The following is a 21,672-nucleotide window of genomic DNA, read 5'->3' as shown; positions in this document are numbered from 1 at the left end:
GAGTCTAGTTGGCGACGGCCCCGGCCGGGGCGGCCGCGGTGAGCGCGGTGAGCGCGGTGAGCGCGGTGAGCGCGGTGAGCGCGGTGAGCGCGGTGAGCGCGGCCAGACGCCGCAGGGTCGCGGCGATGGCGGGCACTCCGGCGGCACCGGCGACCGTGACCGCGTGCAGGGTGCGGTGGTCCCGGGCCAGGGTCGGGCGGATGCTCACCGACGGGTGCGCCGCGACGGATGCGGGGGCGAGCCCGGCACCGACGGCCAGCGCGGGCAGCATCGCGACGCCGATTCCCGCCGCTACGAGGCCGAGCACCGCAGCCGTGTTGTCAGTCTCGTAGGAGATGCGGGGCGTGAAACCGCTGTGCTCGCAGAGCTCCAGCAGGTGACCGCGGCACCGCGGGCATCCGCCGATCCAGTTCTCCCCGGCCAGGTCGGCGAGGTCGACCGCGTCGTCGCCGGCGTGCGCGTGGCCGGCCGGCAACACGAGCAGCATCTCGTCCCGGCGGAGCGTGGTCACGACCAGGCCGTGCGCGCTGGCCCGGTGCGGGTCGACCCGGTCGCCGGGGTAGCTGAAGGTGATCGCCAGGTCGGCGTCGTCTTCGCGCACGAGAGCCACGGCCTCCGGCGGCTCGGCCTCGACGTAGGTGACGGTGATACCCGGATGCCGGCTCCGCAGATCCGCGATCAACCGGGGCACGATCGTGGCCGAGGCGGAGGGGAAGGCCGCCAGCCTCACCTGGCCGGCCCGCAGCCCCTGCAGCTCGGCCAGCTCTCCGGACGCGGCCTCCAGGGCGACGGTCACCGTCACGGCGTGCCGGGCGAGAAGCCGGCCGGCCTCGGTGAGCCGCACGCCGCGGCCGACGCGCTCGATCACGGCCATGCCGATGCGCTGTTCCAGCCGTTTGAGGTGCTGGCTCACGGCCGGCTGGCTGTAGCCCAGCGCGGCGGCCGCCGCGGTGATCGACCCGTGGGCGGCGATGGCGCCCACGACGCGCAGGCTCTGCGCATCGAGAACGGGCGGGGCGACGGGAGTCATTCCCGAATCATAACCTGCGGCTATGTTTCACATCATTTAGTGGCTGTTGTCGAATGCATGCCCCCGCCGCATGCTGGAGGAATGAATCCGATCGACTCCCCCGCCGCGCGTTCGACCGACGCGCGCTCGGAACTGCCGGAGCTGCCGGAGCTGCCGCCCCACATCGGGGTGCGGGAGGCGCGCGCCCGGTTCCGCGGCGGCCGCGGCTACCTGGCCGCCTGCACGCTGGGGCTGCCGACCAGGGAGACGGAGGCGGCCCTTCGCGCGGACGCCGAGGCGTGGGCGCTCGGACAGGCCTCGGCGACGGGCTATGCCGCCGCCGTCGAGCGGGTTCGGCACGCGTACGCGGGGCTCGTGCACGTTCCGGTGAGCCGGGTCGCGATCGGGTCGCAGGCATCCGTGCTGGCCGGCCTGCTCGCCGCGAGCGTGCCCGACGGCGCGGAGGTGCTCTGCGTTGACGGCGACTTCAGCTCGATGGTGTTTCCCTTCCTCGGCCAGGCCCACCGCGGGGTCACCGTGCGGCATCTGCCGCTGGCTGAGCTGGCCGCCGGAATCACCGCCGACACCTGGCTCGTGGCCTGGTCGCTGGTGCAGTCGGCCACCGGCGCGGTCGCCGACACCGTGGCGATCAGGGCCGCGGCCGCACGGCACGGGAGCCTCACCCTCTGCGACACGACGCAGGCCGCCGGGTGGATGCCGGTGGACGCATCCGTCTTCGACGCCACCATCTGCCACAGCTACAAGTGGCTCTGCGCTCCCCGGGGCGTGGCCTTCCTGACCGTGACCGAGCGCCTGGCCGCCCGGCTGTTCCCCGTGCAGGCCGGCTGGTACGCCGGCCGGGACCCATGGGCCTCCTGCTACGGACCGGCCATGGACCTCGCGACCGACGCGCGCCGGTTCGACGTCTCCCCCGCCTGGAACGCCTGGGTGGGCGCCGAGCCCGCGCTGGACCTGTTCGGCCGGCTCGACCTGGCCGAGGTGCGCGATCACGCCGTGGCGCTGGGCGACACCCTCTGCACCGGGCTCGGCCTGGCGCCGGCCGGCCAGGCGATCGTGACCTGGCCGGATGCCGACGGCACCGACCTGGACCGGCTCACCCAGGCGGGGCTCACCGCTTCGGGCCGGGCCGGTCGGGCGCGGGTGGCCTTCCACCTCTGGAACGACGAGGACGACGTCGCCGACGCCCTCCGCGCCCTCCGCCCCTGACAATCCGCCGCCCGCCGCCCGCCGCCCGCCGCCCGCCGGTCCGGACCCGCAACCCACCGTCAAGCCCGGGCGCGGTCCGCCGAGCGGTGAGCAACTCCCCTCAAAAAGCGAAAAAGAGGGTCGGAACTCACGGCTCGGCGGGGTGGTCAGGCGGTCTTTTCGGTTACGGCCGCGATGATCGCGGTAGCGAGGGCGGCCGAGGAGGCCGGGTTCTGGCCGGTGTAAAGGTTGCGGTCGATCTCCATGTGCTCGCCCCACGCCTCGCCGGCGACGAAGTCGGCGCCCAGTTCGACCAGGCGGCTCTGCACGAGCCACTTCGCCTTCGGGGCGAGGCCGCCGAGGGTCTCCTCCTCGTCGGTGAAGCCGGTCATCCGGTAGCCGGTGAACGGCCAGCTACCGTCGGCACGCTTGGCGGCGAGCATCGCGGCCGGTGCGTGGCAGAGCACGCCGAGGATGCGACCGGAGTCGAGGGCCTCGGTCATGATGGCGCCGGAGACGGCGTCGACGGCGAGGTCTTCCATCGGGCCGTGACCGCCCGGGTAGAAGACGACGTCGTAGTCGGCGACCGTGACGCTATCGATCGAGCGCGGTTCGTCGAGTTCGGTGCCGATCGTGTCGAGGTACGCGACGATGGCCTCGGCGCGGTCTTCGCCACCGGCGGCCGCAGGCGTCAGGCTGCCCGCGTCGATGGTGGGGGCGACGCCGCCCGGCGTAGCGATGGTGATCTGCCAGCCGGCCTCGGTGAACAGGCGGTGCGGTTCGGCGAGCTCCTCGGCCCAGTAACCGGTCGGGTGCAGGCTGCCGTCGTTGAGGGTCCAGTGGTCAGCGGCACTGACGACGAAAAGTACTGAATTCATGGTTTCTCCAGAGATTGTGATCGTATGAAAAGGATGCTGTCGGGTCGATCAGACGTTCGTGCGGACGACCATCTTGCCGGTGTTCTCACCGCGCATGAGACCGAGGAACGCCTCGACCGCGTTGTCGATCCCGTCGACGACCGTCTCGTCGAAGACGACCTCGCCCGAGGCGAGCCAGCCGGCCATGTCGGTGGAGAACGCGGCGAAGTGCTGCACGTAGTTGCCCACGATGAAGCCTTTGAGGGTCAGGCCTCGACCGATCATGTTCGCCAGGTTACGGGGGCCGACAGATGCCTCGGTGTTGTTGTACACGGAGATCGCGCCGCAGAGGGCAGCACGGCCGCCATCGTTGAAGGTGGCCAGGGCCGCCTCGAGGTGCTCCCCGCCGACGTTGTCGAAGTAGACGTCGATGCCGTCCGGAGCGGCGGCGGCGAGCTGCTCGGCGATGTTGCCATCCTTGTAGTTGAAGGCGGCGTCGAAGCCGTACTTCTCGGTCAGCAGGGCGACCTTCTCGGCCGAACCGGCCGAGCCGATCACGCGCTTGGCGCCCTTGAGCCTGGCGATCTGGCCGACCATGCTGCCGACGGCGCCGGCGGCGCCGGAGACGAAGACGGTGTCGCCTTCCTTGAGTCCGGCCACCTCGAGCAGGCCGACGTAGGCGGTGAGGGCGGTCATGCCGAGCACGCCGAGGTAGGCGGAGAGCGGCACGCCCGGGAGCTCGGGGACGACCCGGAATCCGGCGGCATCCTCCTGCACCAGGTCGCGCCAGCCGAACTGGTGCACGACCACGTCGCCGACGGCAACCGAGTCGGAGGCCGAGGCGACCACGCGGCCGACGGCCCCGCCGGTCATGGTGTCCCCCAGCGCGTAGGGCGCGGAGTAGGACTTGGCGTCGTTCATCCGACCGCGCATGTAGGGGTCGACCGACACGAATTCGTTGGCGACGCGCACCTGGCCGGCGGCCAACTCGGGCAGGTCGATCCGGATGGTGCTGAAGTCGGCATCCGTCGGCCAGCCGGTGGGGCGCGCGGCGAGCTGGATCTGGGTGCTGGTGGTGGACGAGGCCATCGGGGGCTCCTCTGCTATTTTGTAACGGATGGTCTAATATATTGTGTACTGAGCGATACACAAAACCACTCACAGGAAAATTGGAGGAAACGCGATGGGACGGATGCAGAGCTTCGAGCGCATCACCGTCGTGCAGGCGGCCCGGGACCTGTTCTGGGACAAGGGCTTCGACGCGGCCTCCCTCGCCGATCTGGAAGCCGCCACCGGACTCAAGCGATCCAGCATCTACCACGCGTTCGGCAGCAAGCGCGGCCTCTTCGACGCCGCCGTCGAGGACTACCAGGACACCGTGATCCGGCCGCGCCTGCGCATCCTGACCGGGGCCGGGGCCGGGGTCGGCCCCTCGGCCGGCCGCGCGTCACTGATCGCCTACTTCGCGGAACTCCGCTCGGCGGTGTGCGCCCTGCCGGAGGATTCCCCCCGCCGCGGCTGCCTGCTCGTGAACTGCGCCGCGGGCCTCGCCGCCCACGACGACCCGGCCCGCCAGGTCGTCGACGACTACCGGTCGGAGCTGACCCGCGCCCTTCAGGACGCCCTCCGGGCGGCCGGGTCGGCTCCGGGAGAATCCGGGCCTGACCGCGCCCCTGAGCGTGCGAGGACCCTGGCCTCACTGGGGATGAGCGCCATGCTCCTCGCCCGGGTCAACGCGGCCGAGTCGGTCGCCCTGCTCGACACGGCGCTGGACCAGATTCGGGCCTGGTTTCCGCAGGACGCGCCCGCAGCAGGCTGACAGTCGCGCGGCCGGGCTCAGGCCCGGCGCACCGGGTTCGACAACACGCCGATGCCCGCGATCTCGACCTGCACGGTGTCGCCGTCGGCGACGGCGCGGGCCCGGCCGGGGGCCCCGGTCAGGATGACATCGCCCGGCAGCAGGGTAAACACGCCGGAGACGAAGGAGATCATCTCCGCCACGGTGTGTTTGAGCAGCGCCGCGGTGCCCTCCTGGAAGGTCTCACCGTTGATGCGGGATTCGATCGAGAGGCCGGTCCAGTCGAACTCGGTGTCGATGACCGGGCCGAGCGGGCAGAACGAGTCGAAGCTCTTCGCCCGGGTCAGGTGCCCGTCCCGCTCGCGCAGGTCAACAGCGGTGACGTCGTTCGCGATCGTGTAGCCGAAGATGGAGTCCTCGGCGTCCAGCACGGACACGTTCTTCGTGATCTTGCCGATCACGATGGCGAGTTCGCCCTCCACCCGCACGTCCCGCGACGCGGCCGGCAGCACGATCGGGTCGCCCGGGCCCACGACGGCGGTGTTCGGCTTGAGGAAGAACCGCGGCTCGGAGTCCATGGCGACGGACTGCTCGTCTTCGTCGGCGAAGTAGGACCAGGCCATCCCGACGATCTTCGACCGCGGGATCACCGGGGCGAGCAGCTTCACGTCGCGCACGGGGACGCGCTGGCCGGTGGGGTCGTAGCCCGCGAACATCGGGTCGCCCTTGAGCACCACCAGCTCGTCGTCGTCGATGATCCCGAACGAGATCAGCCCGTCATTGTTGAACCGCGCGATCTTCATGCGGTTCCGGCCGGGGCGTCGAGGCGGGTGAGCCAGCCGTGGCGGTCGGGCAGGCGGCCGTACTGGATGTCGGTCAGTTCCTGGCGGAGCGCCATCGTGATCCGGCCGGCCGGCGCATCCGGGTCGCCGATTTCGAGGTTCGGACCCTTGAGCTGGGAGATGGGCGTGACGACGGCGGCGGTCCCGCAGGCGAACACCTCGGTGATGGCACCGGATGCCACCCCCTCCTGCCATTCGCCGAGGGTCACGTCTCGCTCCTCCACGGTCAGTCCCCTGTCCCGGGCCAGCTGGATGATGCTGTCGCGGGTGACGCCCTCGAGGATGGACCCGGTCAGGCGCGGCGTGACGATCGTGTCGGCGCCGTAGACGAAGAACACGTTCATGCCGCCGAGCTCGTCGATGCGGCTGCTGGTCTCGCCGTCGAGGAAGAGCACCTGCGCGCATCCGTTGTCGTAGGCCTGCATCTGGGGCAGCAGGCTGGCGGCGTAGTTGCCGCCGCACTTGGCCGCACCGGTGCCGCCGCGGCCGGCTCGGGAGTACTCGGTCGAGAGCCAGATCTTGATCGGGGCCACGCCGTCGGCGAAGTAGGCGCCGGCCGGGCTCGCGATCACGTAGTAGCCCACCTGGTGGGCGGCCCGCACGCCGAGGAAGCTCTCGTTGGCGATCATGAAGGGGCGCAGGTACAGGCTGGTCTCCGGAGCCGAGGGCACCCAGTCGCCGTCGATGGCGACCATCTGTTTGATCGATTCGATGAAGTCGGCCACCGGCAGCTCGGGCAGTGCCAGGCGGCGGGCCGAGCGCTGCAGCCGCTCCGCGTTCTTCTCGGGGCGGAAGGTCCAGATCGAACCGTCGGCGTGACGGTAGGCCTTCAGGCCCTCGAAGATCTCCTGCCCGTAGTGCAGCACGGAGGACGCCGGGTCCAGCTGAAGCGGGCCGTAGGGCATGACGCGGGCGTTGTGCCAGCCGTCGTCGATGGTCCAGTCGATCGCGACCATGTGATCGGTGAACTTCTTGCCGAATCCGGGGTCGGCGAGGATGTCCTCGCGCTCGACCTGCGACCGGGCCGCCTCGGAGGGCGTGACGGCGAAGCTCAGCGGGAAGGTCGTGGTCTCGGTGGACGTGGTATCGGTCGGTGTGGTCTCGCTGGGTGCTGCCTGGCTCATTGGAGTCCCTTGTCTGTCAGTCGGGTCACGATGGCATCGCCCACCTCGGAGGTGCTCCGGGGCGTCCGATCGCGGGCGGCGATATCCGCGGTGACGGCCGCGGAAACCCGCGTCGACGCATCCGCGAGGCCCAGGTGGTCCAGGAGGAGAGCGACCGAGAGGATGGCCGCGGTGGGGTCTGCCAGCTGCTTGCCCGCGATGTCCGGGGCCGAACCGTGCACGGGCTCGAACATGCTGGGGAACCGGCCCTCGGGATTGATGTTCCCGGAGGCCGCGAGACCGATGCCGCCGCTGATTGCGGCCGCCAGATCGGTCAGGATGTCGCCGAAGAGGTTGTCCGTGACGATGACATCAAACCTACTCGGATTCGTGACGAGGAAAATCGTCGCGGCATCCACGTGCAGGTAGTCGACGGCCACCTCGGGGAACTCGGCGGCGACGGATGCGACGACCCGCTGCCAGAGGCTACCGGCGAAGACGAGCACATTGGTCTTGTGCACGAGGGTGAGGTGTTTGCCCGGCCGGGCCTGGGCGACGGCGAAGGCGTGGCGCACGACCCGCTCGACGCCGAAGGCCGTGTTCACGGAGACCTCGTTGGCGACCTCGTGTGCCGTGCCCTGGCGGATGGCGCCGCCGTTGCCGACGTACGGGCCCTCGGTGCCCTCGCGCACGACGACGAAATCGACGTTGCCGGGGGCGGCCAACGGGCTCTGCACACCCGGGAACAGCACGCTCGGGCGCAGGTTGACGTAGTGGTCGAGCGAGAAGCGCAGCTTCAGGAGCAGTCCGCGTTCGATGTTGGCGTCTTTGAGACGGGGGTCCCCGGGGGTCCCGCCGACGGCGCCGAGCAGGATGGCGTCGTGGCCGGCGATCGAGCCGAGGTCCTCGTCGGTGAGCACGTCACCGGTTTCGAGGAACCGGGTCGCGCCGAGGGAGAACCAGGTCAGGTCGAAAGACACGTCCTCTGATGCCGTGGCGGCACCCAGGACCTTGACCGCTTCGGCGACGACCTCGGGGCCGATCCCGTCTCCGGGAATGACAGCGAGCTTGATCTGAGGGGACATTCGACTCCGTATGTCTGGACGTTGGCTGTAGATAAACCCTACTGCGACACATGAAGTGTCTAAGCTGGACAATTCCTGACAACCAACAGAAAGCAGTCAGCATGAGTATCGGATTCGGAATCTTCCTCCTCGTCGTCGGCGCCGTCATGGTGTTCGCCTTGAACGTCTCCGTGGAGTGGATGGACATCGAGCTGGTCGGCTACATCCTGATGGCTGCCGGCGCCGTCATCACCATCCTCGGCATCGTCCTGCTCACCCGCAAGCGCAGCACCCTGACCACCACCCGCAGCGCCATCGACCCGGCGAGCGGCGAGCAGGTCACCTCACAGAAGAGCTCCGTCGACGACATCCAGACGAACGGTCTTTAGCAGTACGGCACGCTGGCGGCGGCTCAGGTGGCTTTGCGCAGGGTGATCAGCGCCACCAACGCCGCCGCCAGCACCAGCCCGGCCCCGATCCAGGCCGTGGGCCCGATCCCGCCCGCGAACGCGTCGCGGGCGGACTGCAGCAGCAGGTCGGCCCGGCCGGCCGGCAGCCCGGCGGCCACGGCCACGGCGCCGCCGAGCGTCTCGGATGCGGCCGCGCGCTGCGCCGCTGTCAGCGATTCCGGCAGCACGACAGCGCTGCGGTAACTCGCCGTCAGGATGGTGCCGAGGATCGTCGTGCCGAGCACCGCACCGAGCTCGTACGCGGTTTCCCCGACAGCGGATGCCGCTCCCATCTTGTCCGCGGGAGCGCTCGCCACGATCAGTTCGTTCGACACCGTCTCGGCGGCGCCGATTCCGATCCCGAGTGCGACGAAAACCAGCGCGATGCCGGCCGCGTCCAGGTTCGCCCCGCCGAGCGCGGCGGCCGCATAGCCGCACGCCGAGATCAGCAGTGCCACCGGCACCACGATCGACGGCCGCACCCGGCGGGCGATCGGAACGATGACCAGGCCGGACACGATCATGGCCACCAGCCCCGGCACGAGCACGAGCCCGGCCGCCAGCGGTGAGAGGCCCAGGACGAGCTGCAGGTACTGGGACACGAAGAACAGCCCGCCGACGAGTGCGACAACGCTCAGCAGGTTGACGCCGATCGCCCCGCTGAACGCGCCCTGCCGGAACAGGGCGAGGTCGATCATCGGGTGGGTGAGCCGGCCCTGGCGGCGGACGAAGAGGATGCCCGCGGCGAGGCCGAGCACGATCGGAGCCAGGGCCGGGAGCGTGGCGCCGGCTTCGGCAACGGCCTTGATGCCGTAGACGACGGGCAGCATGGTGGCCAGTGAGAGCGCGATGCTCGGGGCGTCGATGCGCCCGGGGTTCGGGTCGCGGGATTCGGGCACCAGCAGCGGGCCGAGCACCAGGAGCGGCACCAGCAGCGGCACCGCCAGCAGGAAGACGGAGCCCCACTTGAAGTGTTCCAGCAGCACGCCGCCCACGACGGGGCCCAGGGCGCTGCCGGCGGCGAAACCGCTCGCCCAGATGGCGATGGCCAGTCGGCGCTGGTTGCGGTCGGTGAAGACGGACCGCAACAGGGACAGCGTCGGAGGCATCAGCATGGCGCCGAAGAAACCCAGCACGGCGCGATCGATGATGAGCCACTCGATGCTGGGGGCGAAGGCAGCCACGACGGAGACGGCTCCGAAGCCGGCCGAGCCGATCAGGAGCAGCCGGCGCCGGCCAATCCGGTCACCGAGGCTGCCCATGGCCACGAGGAGCCCGGCGAGCATGAGCGGGTAGATGTCGATCACCCAGAGCAACTGGGTTCCGGTCGGGCGGAGGTCCTCGGAAATGGCCGGCAGGGCGAGGTTGAGCACCGTGTTGTCGATCGATACCAGGAGCACGGGCAGCATCAGAACGACCAGGGCCCACCACCGGCGGCGGGAGCTGATCACCCGGCTCTCGGCTGCAATGGGGCTGGTCTCACGGAGGGAGTTGGACACGGTGACGACTGCTTTCGGCTTCAGGGACGGTGACTGTACCGTCCGGACGGTGAAGTAAACCGTCCAGACGGTATAGTAGCACCATGACCTCTGCCCCCGCTTCCCCGGCCGGGACCGCGCCGCGCCCCTCCCCCACGCGCGATCGCCTCCTCGACGCCTTCGCCCAGCTGCTGATCGACCAGGGCGAACGGGCGAGCACCCTCGAGGCGGTCGCCGCGGCCGCCGGCCTCTCCAAGGGCGGCCTGCTCTACCACTTCGGCTCGAAGGACGCCCTGATCGAAGGGCTCCTGTCGCGGCTGGACGCGCTCGTGGCCGACGATGTCGAGCGGATCCGGGCGGCGCCGGCGGGCGCGGTAGACTACCTGATCCGCACGTCGATGAGCGAGGGCACTCCCCTCGACCAGGCGATCGGGGCCGCCGTCTGCCTGGCGCAGGGGGCGCATCCGCTCGCCAACCGCACCCTGGCTTCAACTCGGCGCCAGTGGCTGAGCGCTATCGAGGAGGCGGTGGGAGACCCGGACGTGGCCGAGACGATCATGCTCATCAGTGACGGGCTGTACTACGAATCCACCCTCGCGACCCCGGGCCGGCTCGCCGCCGATGAGACATCGGCGGCGAGACTGGACCGGTTGCTGGCCGTGATCGGGCGAATGGCCGAGCGACCCGCGATCGGGTGACTACTCGGGTGATTACTCGGTGATGGCGATTTCGACCATGATGTCGGCCTCGATCGCGTCGCGCACCTTGGCCAGCAGGGTGGCCGGAACGGGCGAGTCCACCGTGAGAACGCTGAGGGCCTTGCCGCCGGCCACGTGGCGGGCGATCTGCATCCCGGCGATGTTGATCTGCGCCTCGCCGAACTCACGGCCGTAGACCGCGACGATGCCCGGACGGTCCGTGTAGAGCATCACGATCAGGTGTTCGTCGAAGGGAACCTCGACGTCGTAGCCGTTGATCTCGACGATCTTCTCGATCTGCTTGGTGCCGGTCAGGGTGCCGGAGACCGACACCTGCGAGCCGTCCGCGAGGGCGCCGCGCAGCGTGATGACGTTGCGGTACTCCGGCGATTCCTTGTCGGTGATCATGCGCACGGCGACGCCGCGCTGTTCGGCCAGGAGCGGCGCGTTGACGTAGGACACGGTCTCACTGACGACATTTGTGAAGATGCCCTTGAGTGCGGCGAGCCGGAGCACGCTCACGTCGTAGTCGGCGAGCTCGCCGCGCACCTCCACGTCGACGCTGGTCAGCGGGCTGTGGGCGCCGAGACCGGAGAAAACCTGGCCGAGCTTCTCCACCAGCGGGATGCCGGGGCGCACGTAGGGGTCGATGACGCCGCCGGCGACGTTGACCGCGTCGGGGACGAGCTCACCCGACAGGGCGAGGCGAACCGACTTGGCGACGGAGACGCCGGCCTTCTCCTGGGCCTCGTCCGTGGACGCGCCGAGGTGGGGCGTGGTGATGATGTTGTCGAGGCCGAGCAGCTTCGACCCGGTCGGCGGTTCGTTGACGAACACGTCGAGGCCCGCGCCGGCGATCGTGCCTGCGGTGAGGGCGTCGTAGAGGTCGTCCTCGTTGATGAGGCCGCCGCGGGCCACGTTCACGACGAACGCGGTGGGCTTCATCAGCTTGAACTGCTCGGCGCCGATCATGCCGTTGGTCTCGGGCGTCTTGGGCATGTGGATGGTGATGAAGTCCGACTGCGCGAGAAGCTCGTCCAGGCTGACCGGCTGCACGCCGAGCTGCTGGGCCCGGGCGGAGGTGATGTAGGGGTCGTACGCGATGATGTTCGTGCCGAAGGCCTGCATGCGCGCCGCGATCAGGGCGCCGATCCGGCCGAGGCCGATGATGCCGATGGTCTTTTCGTACAGCTCGACCCCGGTGTACTTGGAGCGCTTCCACTGCCCCTGCGCCAGCGCGCCGTGGGCGGCCGGGATGTGACGGGCCAGGCTGATGATGTGGCCGACGGTCAGTTCTGCTGCGGAAATAATGTTGGAGGTCGGGGCATTGACGACCATGACGCCCGCGGCCGTGGCCGCTTTAATGTCGACGTTGTCGAGGCCGACGCCCGCACGGGCGATGACCTTGAGCAGCGGTGCGGCGGCGATGGCCTCGGCATCCACCTTCGTGGCGGAGCGCACCAGCACGGCGTGGGCGGTGGCCAGCTCATTGAGCAGAGCAACCCGGTCTGTGCCGTCTACGGAGCGAACCTCGAAGTCGGGCCCGAGGGCGTCGACGGTGGCAGGTGATAGTTCTTCAGCAATCAAGACAACTGGTTTTGACACGAAAACGGATCCTCCGATAGCAGCGTAAAAGCGTTGAATGCGCCGCGACCCTGGGGCGCCCGATATGGCAATATTCTATCGGCTGCAGAATGGGGGCATGAGCATCGTTACCTTCCCGGACGTCCAGTGGGCACTCCGCATCGTTCTGGCCGTGGTTTTCATCGGGGCCGGGATCACCCACTTCCTGCCGCCCGTGGCACGCACGATGGCCGCGATGATCCCGCCACGACTGCGTTTCGCCGGGCCGCTGAGCCCTCGGAATCTGGTGATCGTGACGGGTCTCTGCGAAATCGCCGGCGGCATCGGTCTGCTGATCGGTAGCACGATTGTTACAGCCGGGGTGAGCCTGGTGGTCTTTCTGGCCGCCGTCTTCCCGGCGAACGCCTTCGCCGCCCGCTACCCGGACCGCTTCGGCCCCGCCGCCATCCCCCTCGTGCCGCGCCTGATCGGCCAGCTCGTGCTGATGGGCCTGATCGTGGTGGCCATTCTCTGACCGGACCCGGTCAGGCGATCAGACTGCCGAGTCCGAACATGAAGATGTCGGCGGCGATGGCCGCGTTGAGGCAGAGCCCGGCGAGGAACAGCGCCGCCTGGGCGCCCGCTCCCCTGGCACGGCCGAGCCAGGCGGCCAGCAGGTAGACGAGGATGGGCAGCAGAATGCCGGTCAGCAGCACGAACAGGCCGAAGCCGCTGAACTGGGTGTCGAGGCCCTGCGCGGTCTGGTTCAGGCCGACCAGGTTGCCGATCCCCTCCCAGATGTCGTACGCGTAGAAGAGGCCGAACACGATGGCGATCCCGAAACGGAGCCAGCGCGGGGTACGGCGCCGGGAGGCGGGTGCGGCAGCGGATGTCGTCAGTTTCGCGTCGCTCATGCGCTCGCCCCGTTTCCGAAGATGAACGGCAGCGGCGCGAGCAGCACTACCCCGAGGAGCAGCCAGCCGATCCGCGCTCTCGGATGGGTGCGGGTCAGCCAGAACGTCACCGCGAACCAGACCGCGGGAGCGGCGACGGCCAGCCAGAGTCCGAGGGAGAACATGAACTGGCCCAGCACGTCGACCAGGGGGTTCTGGATCCGGCCGACGCCGACGAACCAGCCGATCGTGTAGAGCAGGTAGACGCCGCCGAAGACGCCCAGGGCGACCAGAGTCAGGGAACTCATCGGCACCCGCCCGCGGGCTGCCTCGGCGGCTTCCACGGCCGCGGTCGGGCCCGCCACGGTCCAGCCCTCCGGCACCTCCGAGATGTCGGGCTCACCGGCCTGCTCGGCAGGGGCCTCGGCGGGTCGCTCGACGGCCGCGCCGGGGCGCCCCGTCTCGGTCCCGGACGCCAGCGTGGGGTCGTCGTCTCCGGCCCAGCCCAGGGCGTCGCTGTCCCGATTATCGCCGTTGCCGGTTCCAGAAGTCATGGCTCCAGCGTACCGAGTCTGATCACACTCGGATGGTCACACCCGGCTGATCACGACCTTCAGGGCCTTCGTCTCGGCAGCGCGGGAGAAGGTGTCGTAGGCGTCCAGGATCTGGTCGAAGCTGAACCGGTGCGTGGCGAGCTTCTCTGCGGGGATCCTGTGCTGGGCCACCAGTTTGAGCAGCATGGGCGTGGTGTTGGTGTTCACCAGCCCCATGCTGATGTTGATGTTCTGGATCCACAGGTTTTCCAGGTGCAGCTCGACGGACTTCCCGTGCACGCCGACATTGGCCACGTTGCCCCCGGGACGCACGACGTCGAGGGCCATGGAGAAGGTCTCCGGGATCCCCACCGCCTCGATCGCCACGTCGACTCCGGCGCCGTCGGTCAGGGCGAGGACCTGCTCCTTCCAGTCGGCGGCGCCCGAGACGACGGCATCCGTCGCCCCGAACAGGCGCGCCTGCTCCAGACGGTTCTCGTCCAGGTCCACGGCGATGATGGTGCCGGCGCCGTACAGCCCGGCCGTCGCGATGGCAGCCAGCCCGACCGGCCCGGCCCCGATCACGGCGACCGCGTCACCCGGCTTGACCCGGCCGTACTGAACCCCAATCTCGAATCCGGTGGGCAGGATGTCGGAGAGCATCACGCCCTGCTCGTCGCTCACTCCCTCCGGGAGCTTGTGCAGGGAGTTCTCCGCATACGGCACCCGCACGTACTCGGCCTGGGTTCCGTCGATGAGGTGGCCGAAGACCCAGCCCGTGCCGGACGCTCCCTCGTCGCCGAGGCAGTGCGAGTACAGCCCGGTCTTGCAGTTCACGCAGTGCCCGCAGGACTTGATGCAGGAGATGATGACGCGGTCGCCGACCGCGAGGCTCTGCACGGCGTTGCCGACCGCCGTGATCGTGCCGACGCCCTCATGCCCGAGGATGCGGCCCTCCTGCACGGCCGGAACGTCGCCCTTCAGGATGTGCAGGTCGGTGCCGCAGATGGTGGTGGTGTCGACCCGCACGATCGCGTCGGACGACTCGACGATCGTCGGGTCGGGCACGTCCTCCCAGGCATTCTTGCCGGGACCGTGGTAAACAAGCGCCTTCATGGTGACTCCTTCGTCGACGGGTTCCGGGTATTCCCCCGGCGTCGAACACGGTACTCCCGTAGACTTTTTCCATCACGGATGGGGAGTCCCACGGCAATCCCTTCGCCCTTACCGGCGCCCCGGAACCGCGCATCGGCTGGTATGACCTGAACGGATGCCGGCTGTACGCCGAAGTGCGCGGCGCCGGTCCGCCGGTGCTCCTCATGGGTGCCGCCAGCGACGACGCCGAGATGTTCCGGCCGATCGCCGAGCGCCTGGCCGGTTTCACCGTGGTGACGTGGGAACCTCGCGGCACCCGGCGCAGCGGCCGCGAGGACTGGCCGTGTGATTCGGCCCGGCACGCCGACGACGCCGCGGCGCTGCTTCGGGCGCTGGGCCTCGCCCCCGCCGCGGTCTTCGGCGCGAGCGCCGGCGGGATCGTGGCGCTGCAGCTGGCGCTGCGGCATCCGTCGCTCGTGCGCCAGGTGCTCGTCTTCGAGCCGGGGTACTTCCGGCACACCGCGAACGGTGTCGCCCTACTGAACCGGGTCAACGACGCCGTGCGGGTCCCAGGTGCGCTTGAGCCCGCTGAGGCGCCGGAGTTTCGCGGGCCCGAAGACGGCCAATGCTGCGGCCAGCGGGTCCTGGTCAGGTTCCGCCCCGAGGAAGTTCACGTACTGGCAGCCCGAGGCGAAGGGCTCCATCTCGGCGGCGAACCCGCGCACGAACGCGATCCGGGCTTCGTCGTCGGCGGCATCGGGCCAGAAGCCGTAGATGTTCAGCCAGAACTGTGCCGCCCGGTTCGGGAACGGGGGGGCCTCCTCGTCGACCCGTGCGACCGCGCCGCCCATGTGGTGGATGTCGAATCCCGTCCCACGCCAGGTCTGTTCGGCCGCCCGGCGGGCGATGACCTGGATCACGTCGTCGTCGAGCCGGTCGAAGGAGGTGTTCTTCCAGTACCCACGCACGCCCCGGGGGAAGAGCTCGTCGACGGCAGACTGCCATGCGGTCCAGCGCGCCGGTTCGACCACCTCGGCGTCGGGCGGCGCGGCCCGGCGCAGTCGGTCCACGATCTCCTCGCCGGCCGCGATGTCCGGTGACGCCCAGGCGAAGCCGAGCAGCATCAGCGGGTCGTCCCCCGGCTCCCAGCCGGGCGGCGGCACCAGGAAGCTGATGATCGAGGTCAGCTCGGCGGGCAGGTCTCGGGTCCAGGCCTCGAAGGCGCGGAGCGCCTCCAGCCAGCGGTCCCGACCGTAGACGAGGTTGCCGGAGAACACCTCGGCGGGCAGCGGATGCGCCTGGAACGTGAACGTGGACACCACCCCGAAGTTGCCGCCGCCTCCGCGCAGCCCCCAGAGCAGTTCGGAGTTCTCGGAGTCGCTCGCCGTCACGTTCTCCCCCGCCGCGGTCAGGACCTCGGCGGCGACCAGGTTATCGATGGTGAGGCCGTGGGCGCGGGCGAACTGCACCACCGGACCGATGTCGCCCGCATCGGCAGCCCGCACGACCGCGACCGGGTGGCGGTCGATCATGCCGTTCCAGACGCGTCTGGCCTCGTCGTAGCCGGTGTCGCCGACCGTGATCACGAGACCGGAAATATGCCTCTGCAGGTCGTTCACCGCGTCGAGGGAGTGGGGATGCCCGCTCTGCTGCCGTGTCGTCTGCTTGCCCATGGGTTCACCTGCGATTGCCGTCGTCGATGTCTGCTGGCCGCGCGTGAGGAAAGTGGAAGCGGCCGGGTTCATCCACTGGAAACCATGTTAAACACCTGCCGGCCGCGGCAAGCACCCCGGACGCATGCCCCGGGCCATCAGCGGTTTTAACGCGCAAACGGGGCCGATCGTGTGGATCGGCCCCGTTGTTGATACGCGCTTGGGTGTTAGCGCGCGGCTTCGCCGTCGACGTAGTCGTCGTCGGAAGAGGCGTTCCAGGCGAACAGCTTGCGCAGCTCGCGGCCGGTGGCCTCGATCGGGTGCTCTTCGCCCTTCTTGCGCAGGGCGAGGAACTCCGGCGCTCCAGCGTCCTGGTCCTGGATGAACCGCTCGGCGAACGCGCCGCTCTGGATGTCGGCGAGAACGGCCTTCATGTTCTCCTTGACGTGCGGGTCGATCACGCGCGGGCCGGAGACGTAGTCGCCGTACTCTGCGGTGTCGGAGACGCTCCAGCGCTGCTTGGCGATGCCGCCCTCCCACATCAGGTCGACGATGAGCTTGAGCTCGTGCAGCACCTCGAAGTAGGCGACCTGCGGCTGGTAGCCGGCCTCGGTCAGAACCTCGAAGCCGTACTGGATCAGCTGCGACGCGCCGCCGCAGAGAACGGCCTGCTCGCCGAAGAGGTCGGTTTCGGTCTCTTCGGTGAACGTGGTCTTGATGCCGGCGGCGCGCAGGCCACCGATCGCCTTGGCGTAGCTGAGGGTGAGCGGCCAGGCCTGGCCCGACGCGTCCTTCTCCACGGCCACGATCACGGGGACGCCGCGGCCGGCCTCGTACTCACGGCGCACGGTGTGGCCCGGTCCCTTGGGGGCGACCATGACGACGTCGATGCCCTCGGGGGCCTGGATGTAGCCGAAACGGATGTTGAAGCCGTGTCCGAAGACGAGGGCCTTGCCCTCGGCCAGGTTCGGCAGGACGTCGGCGGCGAACAGGTGACGCTGCACCTGGTCGGGCGCGAGGATGACGATGACGTCGGCCCAGGCGGATGCCTCGGCGGTGCTGAGAACGGTGAAACCGGCCTCTTCGGCCTTGGCCTTGGACTTGGAGCCCTCCTTGAGGCCGATGACGACCTCGACACCCGAGTCGCGGAGGTTCTGCGCGTGGGCGTGGCCCTGCGAGCCATAGCCGATGACGGCTACCTTTTTGCCCTGGATGATCGACAGGTCGGCGTCTTTGTCGTAGTAAATCTCAGACACGGGGTAATTCTCCTTAGTGTGGGGATTGGGTCGAGCTGGTGGAGACCGGAAGGTCAAACGGTGGAGACCGGCAGGTCAGTTCTTGAAGACGCGTTCGCTGATGGATTTCGATCCGCGGCCGATGGCCAGCAGGCCGGACTGGGCGATTTCCTTGATCCCGTAGGGCTCGAGGACGCGCAGCAGAGCCTGGGTCTTGCCGGAGTCGCCGGTGACCTCGATCACGACGGCGTCCACGGACACGTCGACGACGCGGGCGCGGAAGAGCGTGACGGCTTCCAGCACCATGGACCGGGTCGTGTTGTCGGCGCGCACCTTGACGAGCAGGTGTTCGCGCTGCACGGACTGCGCCGGGTCCAGTTCGACGATCTTGATCACGTTGATCAGCTTGTTCAGCTGCTTGGTCACCTGTTCCAGCGGGGCGTCCTCGACGTCGACGAGGATCGTGATGCGGGACAGACCGGGGACCTCGGTGTGACCGACGGCGAGGCTCTCGATGTTGAATCCGCGGCGGGCGAACAGGCCGGCGACGCGGGTCAGCAGGCCGGGCTTGTCCTCGACCAGGAGGCTCAGAACGTGGCTGGTCATGGTTATTCCTCTCCCCAGGTCGGTGCATGGTCCTTGGCGTACTGGACGTAGCTGTTGCTGACGCCCTGCGGCACCATCGGCCAGACCATCGCGTCGCGGCTGACCACGAAGTCGATCACGACCGGGCGGTCGTTGGTCGCGAGCGCCAGCTTGATGGCGTCGTCGACCTGGTCGGCGCTGGTCACGCGGATGGCGAGGGCGCCGTAGGCCTCCGACAGCTTCACGAAGTCCGGCACCATGTCGGAGCCGTGCCCGGTGTTGAGGTCGGTGAAGGAGTGCCGCCCGTCGTAGAACAGGGTCTGCCACTGGCGCACCATGCCCAGGGAGGAGTTGTTGATGATCGCGACCTTGATCGGGATGTTGTTGATCGTGCAGGTGGCGAGTTCCTGGTTGGTCATCTGGAAGCATCCGTCGCCGTCGATCGACCAGACCACCCGGTCGGGCTCGGCGACCTTGGCGCCCATCGCCGCGGGGATGGAGTAGCCCATCGTGCCCGCTCCGCCGGAGTTCAGCCAGGAGTTGGGACGTTCGTACTTGATGAACTGGGCGGCCCACATCTGGTGCTGGCCGACGCCGGCCGCGTACACGGCCTCCGGCCCGGTCAGTTCGCCGATGCGCTGGATCACGAACTGCGGGCTCATCAGCCCGTCGGTGGGTTCCGCGTAGCCGAGCGGGAATTCCTCGCGCAGGCCGCTGAGGTAGGTCCACCAGGCGCTGATGTCGGGGGTCGTCGTCTTCGCGGCGGCCGCGTAGGCGGCGGTGAGGTCGGCGATGACATCCTTGGCATCGCCGACGATCGGCACATCGGCGGCGCGGATCTTGCCGATTTCAGCGGGGTCGACATCGACGTGCACGATCGAGGCGTGCGGCGCGAACTCGGAGACCTTGCCGGTGACCCGGTCGTCGAACCGGGCGCCGAGCGCGATGATCAGGTCGGATTCCTGCAGGGCCAGCACCGCGGACACGGTTCCGTGCATGCCGGGCATGCCCAGGTGCTGCTGGTGGGAGTCGGGGAACGCGCCTCGGGCCATCAGGGTGGTGACGACGGGCGTGTTGGTCAGCTCGGCGAAGGCGAGCAGTTCTTCCGACGCCCGGGCGCGGATGACGCCGCCGCCGACGTAGAGCACGGGCTTCTTCGCCTCGGCGAGCAGCTGGGCCGCGGCCTGCACCTGCTTGCCGTGCGCCTTGGTGATGGGGCGGTAGCCGGGCAGGTCGAGCTTCGGCGGCCAGATGAAGGGCGCCTTCTGCTGCTGGGCGTCCTTGGTGATGTCCACGAGCACGGGGCCGGGACGGCCGGTGGAGGCGATCAGGTGCGCCGAGGCGATGGCCGCGGGGATGTCCTCGGCCCGCTTGACCAGGAAGGAGTGCTTGGTGATCGGCATGGTGATGCCGACGATGTCGGCCTCCTGGAACGCATCCGTGCCCATCAGGGTCGAGAAGACCTGACCGGTGATGCAGAGGATCGGCACCGAGTCCATGTAGGCGTCGGCGATGGCCGTGACCAGGTTGGTGGCGCCCGGGCCGGAGGTGGCGATGGCCACGCCCACCCGGTTGCTGGCGGACGCGTAGCCCTCGGCCGCGTGGCCGGCGCCCTGTTCGTGGCGCACCAGGATGTGCCGGATGGAGTCCTGTGTCATCAGCTCGTCGTAGAGCGGGATCACGGCGCCGCCGGGCAGGCCGAAGACGTCGGTCACTCCCAGCAGTTCCAGCGATCGGATGATGGCCCCCGAGCCGGTCAGGATCTCCGGCTTGCCCTGGCCCGCGTCCACGGACGCGGCGGCGGTCGAGGGCGAGGGCGATGGCGATGGCGATGGCACGGGTGAGGTGTCCGCGGTCATGAAATCAAATCCCTAGTTCGATTGCGAATGGTGAGCTAGCCGGTCACGGCGCCAACGGCCGCGGACTGCACGAGCTTCGAATACTTGGCGAGAACGCCCCGGGTGTAGCGCGGAGGCAGAGCGGCCCAGCCAACACTCCGGACGGCCAGCTCATCAGGGTCGACCAGTAGGTCGAGCGTGCGAGCTGCGATATCGACCCGTATGAGATCACCATCGCGCACGAAGGCGATTGGACCTGCGTCCACCGCTTCGGGTGCTATATGGCCGATGCACAGTCCGGTTGTGCCGCCTGAGAATCGACCGTCCGTTAAGAGTAGTACATCGGCGCCGAGCCCGGCGCCCTTGATGGCCGCGGTGATCGAGAGCATCTCCCGCATTCCCGGGCCGCCCTTCGGGCCCTCGTAGCGGATGACGACCACGTCACCCTTCTCGATCGTGCCCTCGGTGAGGGCGTCCATGGCGGCGCGCTCGCGCTCGAACACGCGGGCCGGGCCCTCGAACACGTCGGAGTCGAAGCCGGCGGTCTTGACGACGGCGCCCTCGGGGGCCATCGACCCCTTGAGGATGGTGATGCCGCCGCTGGCGTGGATCGGGTTGTCGAGCGTGCGCAGCACCTCGCCGTCCAGTTCGGGTGGGTCGACCTCGGCCAGGTTCTCGGCGACGGTCTTGCCGGTCACGGTGAGCGCGTCGCCGTGGATCAGCCCGGCCTCGAGCAGGGCGCGCATGACGGCGGGAACCCCGCCGTGGCGGTCCACGTCGTTCATGACGTACTTGCCGAACGGCTTGAGGTCGCCGATGTGGGGAACCTTGTCGCCGATCCGGTTGAAGTCGTCGAGGGTCAGGTCGACCTCGGCCTCGTTCGCGATGGCCAGCAGGTGCAGCACCACGTTGGTGGAGCCGCCGAACGCCATCGCCACCGCGATCGCGTTCTCGAAGGCCTTGCGGGTCAGGATGTCCCTGGCCGTGATCCCCAGGCGCAGCAGGTTGACGACGGCCTCGCCGGAGCGGTGCGCGTAGTAGTCGCGGCGGCGGTCGGCGGAGGCGGGCGAGGCGGAGCCGGGCAGGCTCATGCCGAGGGCCTCGGCGACGCTGGCCATCGTGTTGGCGGTGTACATGCCGCCGCAGGCACCCTCGCCGGGGGCGAAGGCGCACTCGATCCGCTTGGCGTCGGCTTCAGACATCCGCCCGGCCTTCACCGCGCCGACCGCTTCGAACGAGTCGATGATGGTGATGTCTTTTTCGGTGCCGTCGGAGAGCTTGACCCAGCCGGGCGCGATCGAGCCGGCGTAGAGGAAGACACTGGCCAGGTCGAGGCGCGCGGCGGCCATCAGCATGCCGGGGAGCGACTTGTCGCAGCCGGCCAGGAGCACGGAGCCGTCGAGTCGCTCGGCCTGCATGACGACCTCGACCGAGTCGGCGATGACCTCGCGGGACACCAGGGAGAAGTGCATGCCCTCATGGCCCATCGAGATGCCGTCGGAGACCGAGATGGTGCCGAACTGAAGCGGGTAGCCGCCGCCGCCGTGCACGCCTTCCTTGGCGGCCTGCGCGAGGCGGTCCAGCGACAGGTTGCAGGGGGTGATCTCGTTCCAGGAACTGGCGATACCGATCTGGGGTTTTTCCCAGTCGGCGTCTCCCATCCCGACGGCACGAAGCATCCCACGAGAAGTGGTGGCTTCGATCCCGTCTGTCACGTCGCGGCTGCGTGGCTTCAGATCGATCTCAGTCATGCACTGAGTCTAGAACCTCGAAG

General features: G+C 69.0%; 21 protein-coding genes and 1 pseudogene. 6 read left to right on the top strand and 16 right to left on the bottom strand.

Annotation, left to right across the window (positions count from 1 at the left end; all coding sequences use genetic code 11):
• Positions 1 to 4 precede the first annotated feature (4 nt).
• Positions 5 to 1,030: a LysR family transcriptional regulator gene (locus E3O49_RS15370; RefSeq protein WP_134451863.1), complete on the bottom strand. Its 1,026-nt coding sequence runs from the start codon at positions 1,028 to 1,030 to the stop codon at positions 5 to 7.
• A gap of 81 nt (positions 1,031 to 1,111) precedes the next feature.
• Here E3O49_RS15370 and E3O49_RS15365 point away from each other — a divergent pair, with 81 nt between their 5' ends.
• Positions 1,112 to 2,236 carry an aminotransferase class V-fold PLP-dependent enzyme gene (locus E3O49_RS15365; RefSeq protein ID WP_134365231.1) on the top strand — a complete coding sequence of 375 codons (1,125 nt, stop codon included), beginning with the start codon at positions 1,112 to 1,114 and terminating at the stop codon, positions 2,234 to 2,236.
• 146 nt (positions 2,237 to 2,382) lie between these two features.
• On the opposite strand, the gene E3O49_RS15360 is transcribed toward E3O49_RS15365, so the two are convergent.
• Positions 2,383 to 3,093, bottom strand: a complete 711-nt coding sequence (locus E3O49_RS15360) for a type 1 glutamine amidotransferase domain-containing protein (RefSeq protein WP_134365230.1) — start codon at positions 3,091 to 3,093, stop codon at positions 2,383 to 2,385.
• Positions 3,094 to 3,141: 48 nt separating this feature from the next.
• On the bottom strand, positions 3,142 to 4,161 hold the full coding sequence (locus E3O49_RS15355) for an NADP-dependent oxidoreductase (RefSeq protein WP_134365229.1): 1,020 nt from the start codon (positions 4,159 to 4,161) through the stop codon (positions 3,142 to 3,144).
• 94 nt (positions 4,162 to 4,255) lie between these two features.
• On the opposite strand from E3O49_RS15355, the gene E3O49_RS15350 reads away from it, so the two are divergent.
• A complete protein-coding gene (locus tag E3O49_RS15350; RefSeq protein ID WP_134402827.1) occupies positions 4,256 to 4,891 on the top strand; it encodes a TetR/AcrR family transcriptional regulator in 636 nt (211 codons plus the stop codon).
• A 17-nt stretch (positions 4,892 to 4,908) separates the two neighbouring features.
• Here E3O49_RS15350 and E3O49_RS15345 read toward each other — a convergent pair whose 3' ends face one another.
• The 3 genes from E3O49_RS15345 to E3O49_RS15335 are packed head-to-tail and all read right to left on the bottom strand — an operon-like array spanning position 4,909 to position 7,900.
• Positions 4,909 to 5,673, bottom strand: coding sequence for a fumarylacetoacetate hydrolase family protein (locus E3O49_RS15345; RefSeq protein ID WP_134365227.1), 765 nt, complete (start codon positions 5,671 to 5,673; stop codon positions 4,909 to 4,911).
• The gene (locus E3O49_RS15340; RefSeq protein ID WP_134365226.1) at positions 5,670 to 6,836 is read right to left on the bottom strand and encodes a branched-chain amino acid aminotransferase; all 1,167 of its coding nucleotides are present in this window, start codon (positions 6,834 to 6,836) and stop codon (positions 5,670 to 5,672) included. The genes E3O49_RS15345 and E3O49_RS15340 overlap by 4 nt, the downstream gene beginning before the upstream one ends.
• On the bottom strand, positions 6,833 to 7,900 hold the full coding sequence (locus E3O49_RS15335; protein ID WP_134365225.1) for a 3-isopropylmalate dehydrogenase: 1,068 nt from the start codon (positions 7,898 to 7,900) through the stop codon (positions 6,833 to 6,835). Before E3O49_RS15335 ends, E3O49_RS15340 begins: the two co-directional genes overlap by 4 nt.
• A gap of 101 nt (positions 7,901 to 8,001) precedes the next feature.
• Here E3O49_RS15335 and E3O49_RS15330 point away from each other — a divergent pair, with 101 nt between their 5' ends.
• Entirely contained in the window at positions 8,002 to 8,268 is a 267-nt protein-coding gene (locus E3O49_RS15330) for a DUF6458 family protein (RefSeq protein WP_134365224.1), read from the top strand.
• A gap of 23 nt (positions 8,269 to 8,291) precedes the next feature.
• On the opposite strand, the gene E3O49_RS15325 is transcribed toward E3O49_RS15330, so the two are convergent.
• Positions 8,292 to 9,797: an MFS transporter gene (locus E3O49_RS15325; RefSeq protein ID WP_370262106.1), complete on the bottom strand. Its 1,506-nt coding sequence runs from the start codon at positions 9,795 to 9,797 to the stop codon at positions 8,292 to 8,294.
• 113 nt (positions 9,798 to 9,910) lie between these two features.
• On the opposite strand from E3O49_RS15325, the gene E3O49_RS15320 reads away from it, so the two are divergent.
• On the top strand, positions 9,911 to 10,504 hold the full coding sequence (locus E3O49_RS15320; RefSeq protein ID WP_134365223.1) for a TetR/AcrR family transcriptional regulator: 594 nt from the start codon (positions 9,911 to 9,913) through the stop codon (positions 10,502 to 10,504).
• Positions 10,505 to 10,516: 12 nt separating this feature from the next.
• On the opposite strand, the gene serA is transcribed toward E3O49_RS15320, so the two are convergent.
• Positions 10,517 to 12,109 carry a phosphoglycerate dehydrogenase gene (gene serA, locus E3O49_RS15315; RefSeq protein WP_134402826.1) on the bottom strand — a complete coding sequence of 531 codons (1,593 nt, stop codon included), beginning with the start codon at positions 12,107 to 12,109 and terminating at the stop codon, positions 10,517 to 10,519.
• A 97-nt stretch (positions 12,110 to 12,206) separates the two neighbouring features.
• Here serA and E3O49_RS15310 point away from each other — a divergent pair, with 97 nt between their 5' ends.
• The gene (locus E3O49_RS15310) at positions 12,207 to 12,602 is read left to right on the top strand and encodes a DoxX family protein (RefSeq protein WP_134365221.1); all 396 of its coding nucleotides are present in this window, start codon (positions 12,207 to 12,209) and stop codon (positions 12,600 to 12,602) included.
• Positions 12,603 to 12,612: 10 nt separating this feature from the next.
• On the opposite strand, the gene E3O49_RS15305 is transcribed toward E3O49_RS15310, so the two are convergent.
• Genes E3O49_RS15305 through E3O49_RS15295 form a run of 3 tightly spaced genes read right to left on the bottom strand, consistent with a single transcriptional unit; the run spans position 12,613 to position 14,609 of the window.
• Positions 12,613 to 12,981 (bottom strand): hypothetical protein, encoded by a 369-nt coding sequence (locus E3O49_RS15305; RefSeq protein ID WP_134402825.1) that lies wholly within the window; start codon positions 12,979 to 12,981, stop codon positions 12,613 to 12,615.
• A complete protein-coding gene (locus tag E3O49_RS15300) occupies positions 12,978 to 13,514 on the bottom strand; it encodes a DNA polymerase III subunit gamma/tau (protein WP_134365219.1) in 537 nt (178 codons plus the stop codon). Before E3O49_RS15300 ends, E3O49_RS15305 begins: the two co-directional genes overlap by 4 nt.
• Positions 13,515 to 13,550: 36 nt before the next feature.
• On the bottom strand, positions 13,551 to 14,609 hold the full coding sequence (locus E3O49_RS15295; protein ID WP_134402824.1) for a zinc-dependent alcohol dehydrogenase family protein: 1,059 nt from the start codon (positions 14,607 to 14,609) through the stop codon (positions 13,551 to 13,553).
• A gap of 173 nt (positions 14,610 to 14,782) precedes the next feature.
• Here E3O49_RS15295 and E3O49_RS15290 point away from each other — a divergent pair.
• Positions 14,783 to 15,064 (top strand): annotated as a pseudogene (locus tag E3O49_RS15290) (alpha/beta fold hydrolase); the annotation flags it as partial.
• A 60-nt stretch (positions 15,065 to 15,124) separates the two neighbouring features.
• Here the strand turns inward: E3O49_RS15290 and E3O49_RS15285 are convergent.
• The 5 genes from E3O49_RS15285 to ilvD all read right to left on the bottom strand — a co-directional run bounded on the left by E3O49_RS15285 (position 15,125) and on the right by ilvD (position 21,649).
• Positions 15,125 to 16,261, bottom strand: coding sequence for an FAD-binding oxidoreductase (locus E3O49_RS15285; RefSeq protein WP_134402823.1), 1,137 nt, complete (start codon positions 16,259 to 16,261; stop codon positions 15,125 to 15,127).
• Positions 16,262 to 16,467: 206 nt separating this feature from the next.
• Positions 16,468 to 17,496 carry a ketol-acid reductoisomerase gene (gene ilvC, locus E3O49_RS15280; protein WP_134365217.1) on the bottom strand — a complete coding sequence of 343 codons (1,029 nt, stop codon included), beginning with the start codon at positions 17,494 to 17,496 and terminating at the stop codon, positions 16,468 to 16,470.
• 75 nt (positions 17,497 to 17,571) lie between these two features.
• Positions 17,572 to 18,081, bottom strand: a complete 510-nt coding sequence (gene ilvN / locus E3O49_RS15275; RefSeq protein WP_134365216.1) for an acetolactate synthase small subunit — start codon at positions 18,079 to 18,081, stop codon at positions 17,572 to 17,574.
• Between the two features lie 2 nt (positions 18,082 to 18,083).
• On the bottom strand, positions 18,084 to 19,919 hold the full coding sequence (locus E3O49_RS15270) for an acetolactate synthase large subunit (protein ID WP_134402822.1): 1,836 nt from the start codon (positions 19,917 to 19,919) through the stop codon (positions 18,084 to 18,086).
• 35 nt (positions 19,920 to 19,954) lie between these two features.
• Positions 19,955 to 21,649 carry a dihydroxy-acid dehydratase gene (gene ilvD / locus E3O49_RS15265; RefSeq protein WP_134365214.1) on the bottom strand — a complete coding sequence of 565 codons (1,695 nt, stop codon included), beginning with the start codon at positions 21,647 to 21,649 and terminating at the stop codon, positions 19,955 to 19,957.
• Between the last annotated feature and the right edge of the window lie 23 nt (positions 21,650 to 21,672).

It is taken from the genome of Cryobacterium shii (genome assembly GCF_004402595.1).
Classification (GTDB): Bacteria; Actinomycetota; Actinomycetes; order Actinomycetales; family Microbacteriaceae; genus Cryobacterium; species Cryobacterium shii.
The sequence above is the reverse complement of the archived record's forward strand: the minus strand, read 5'-3'. Positions and strand labels throughout refer to the sequence as shown.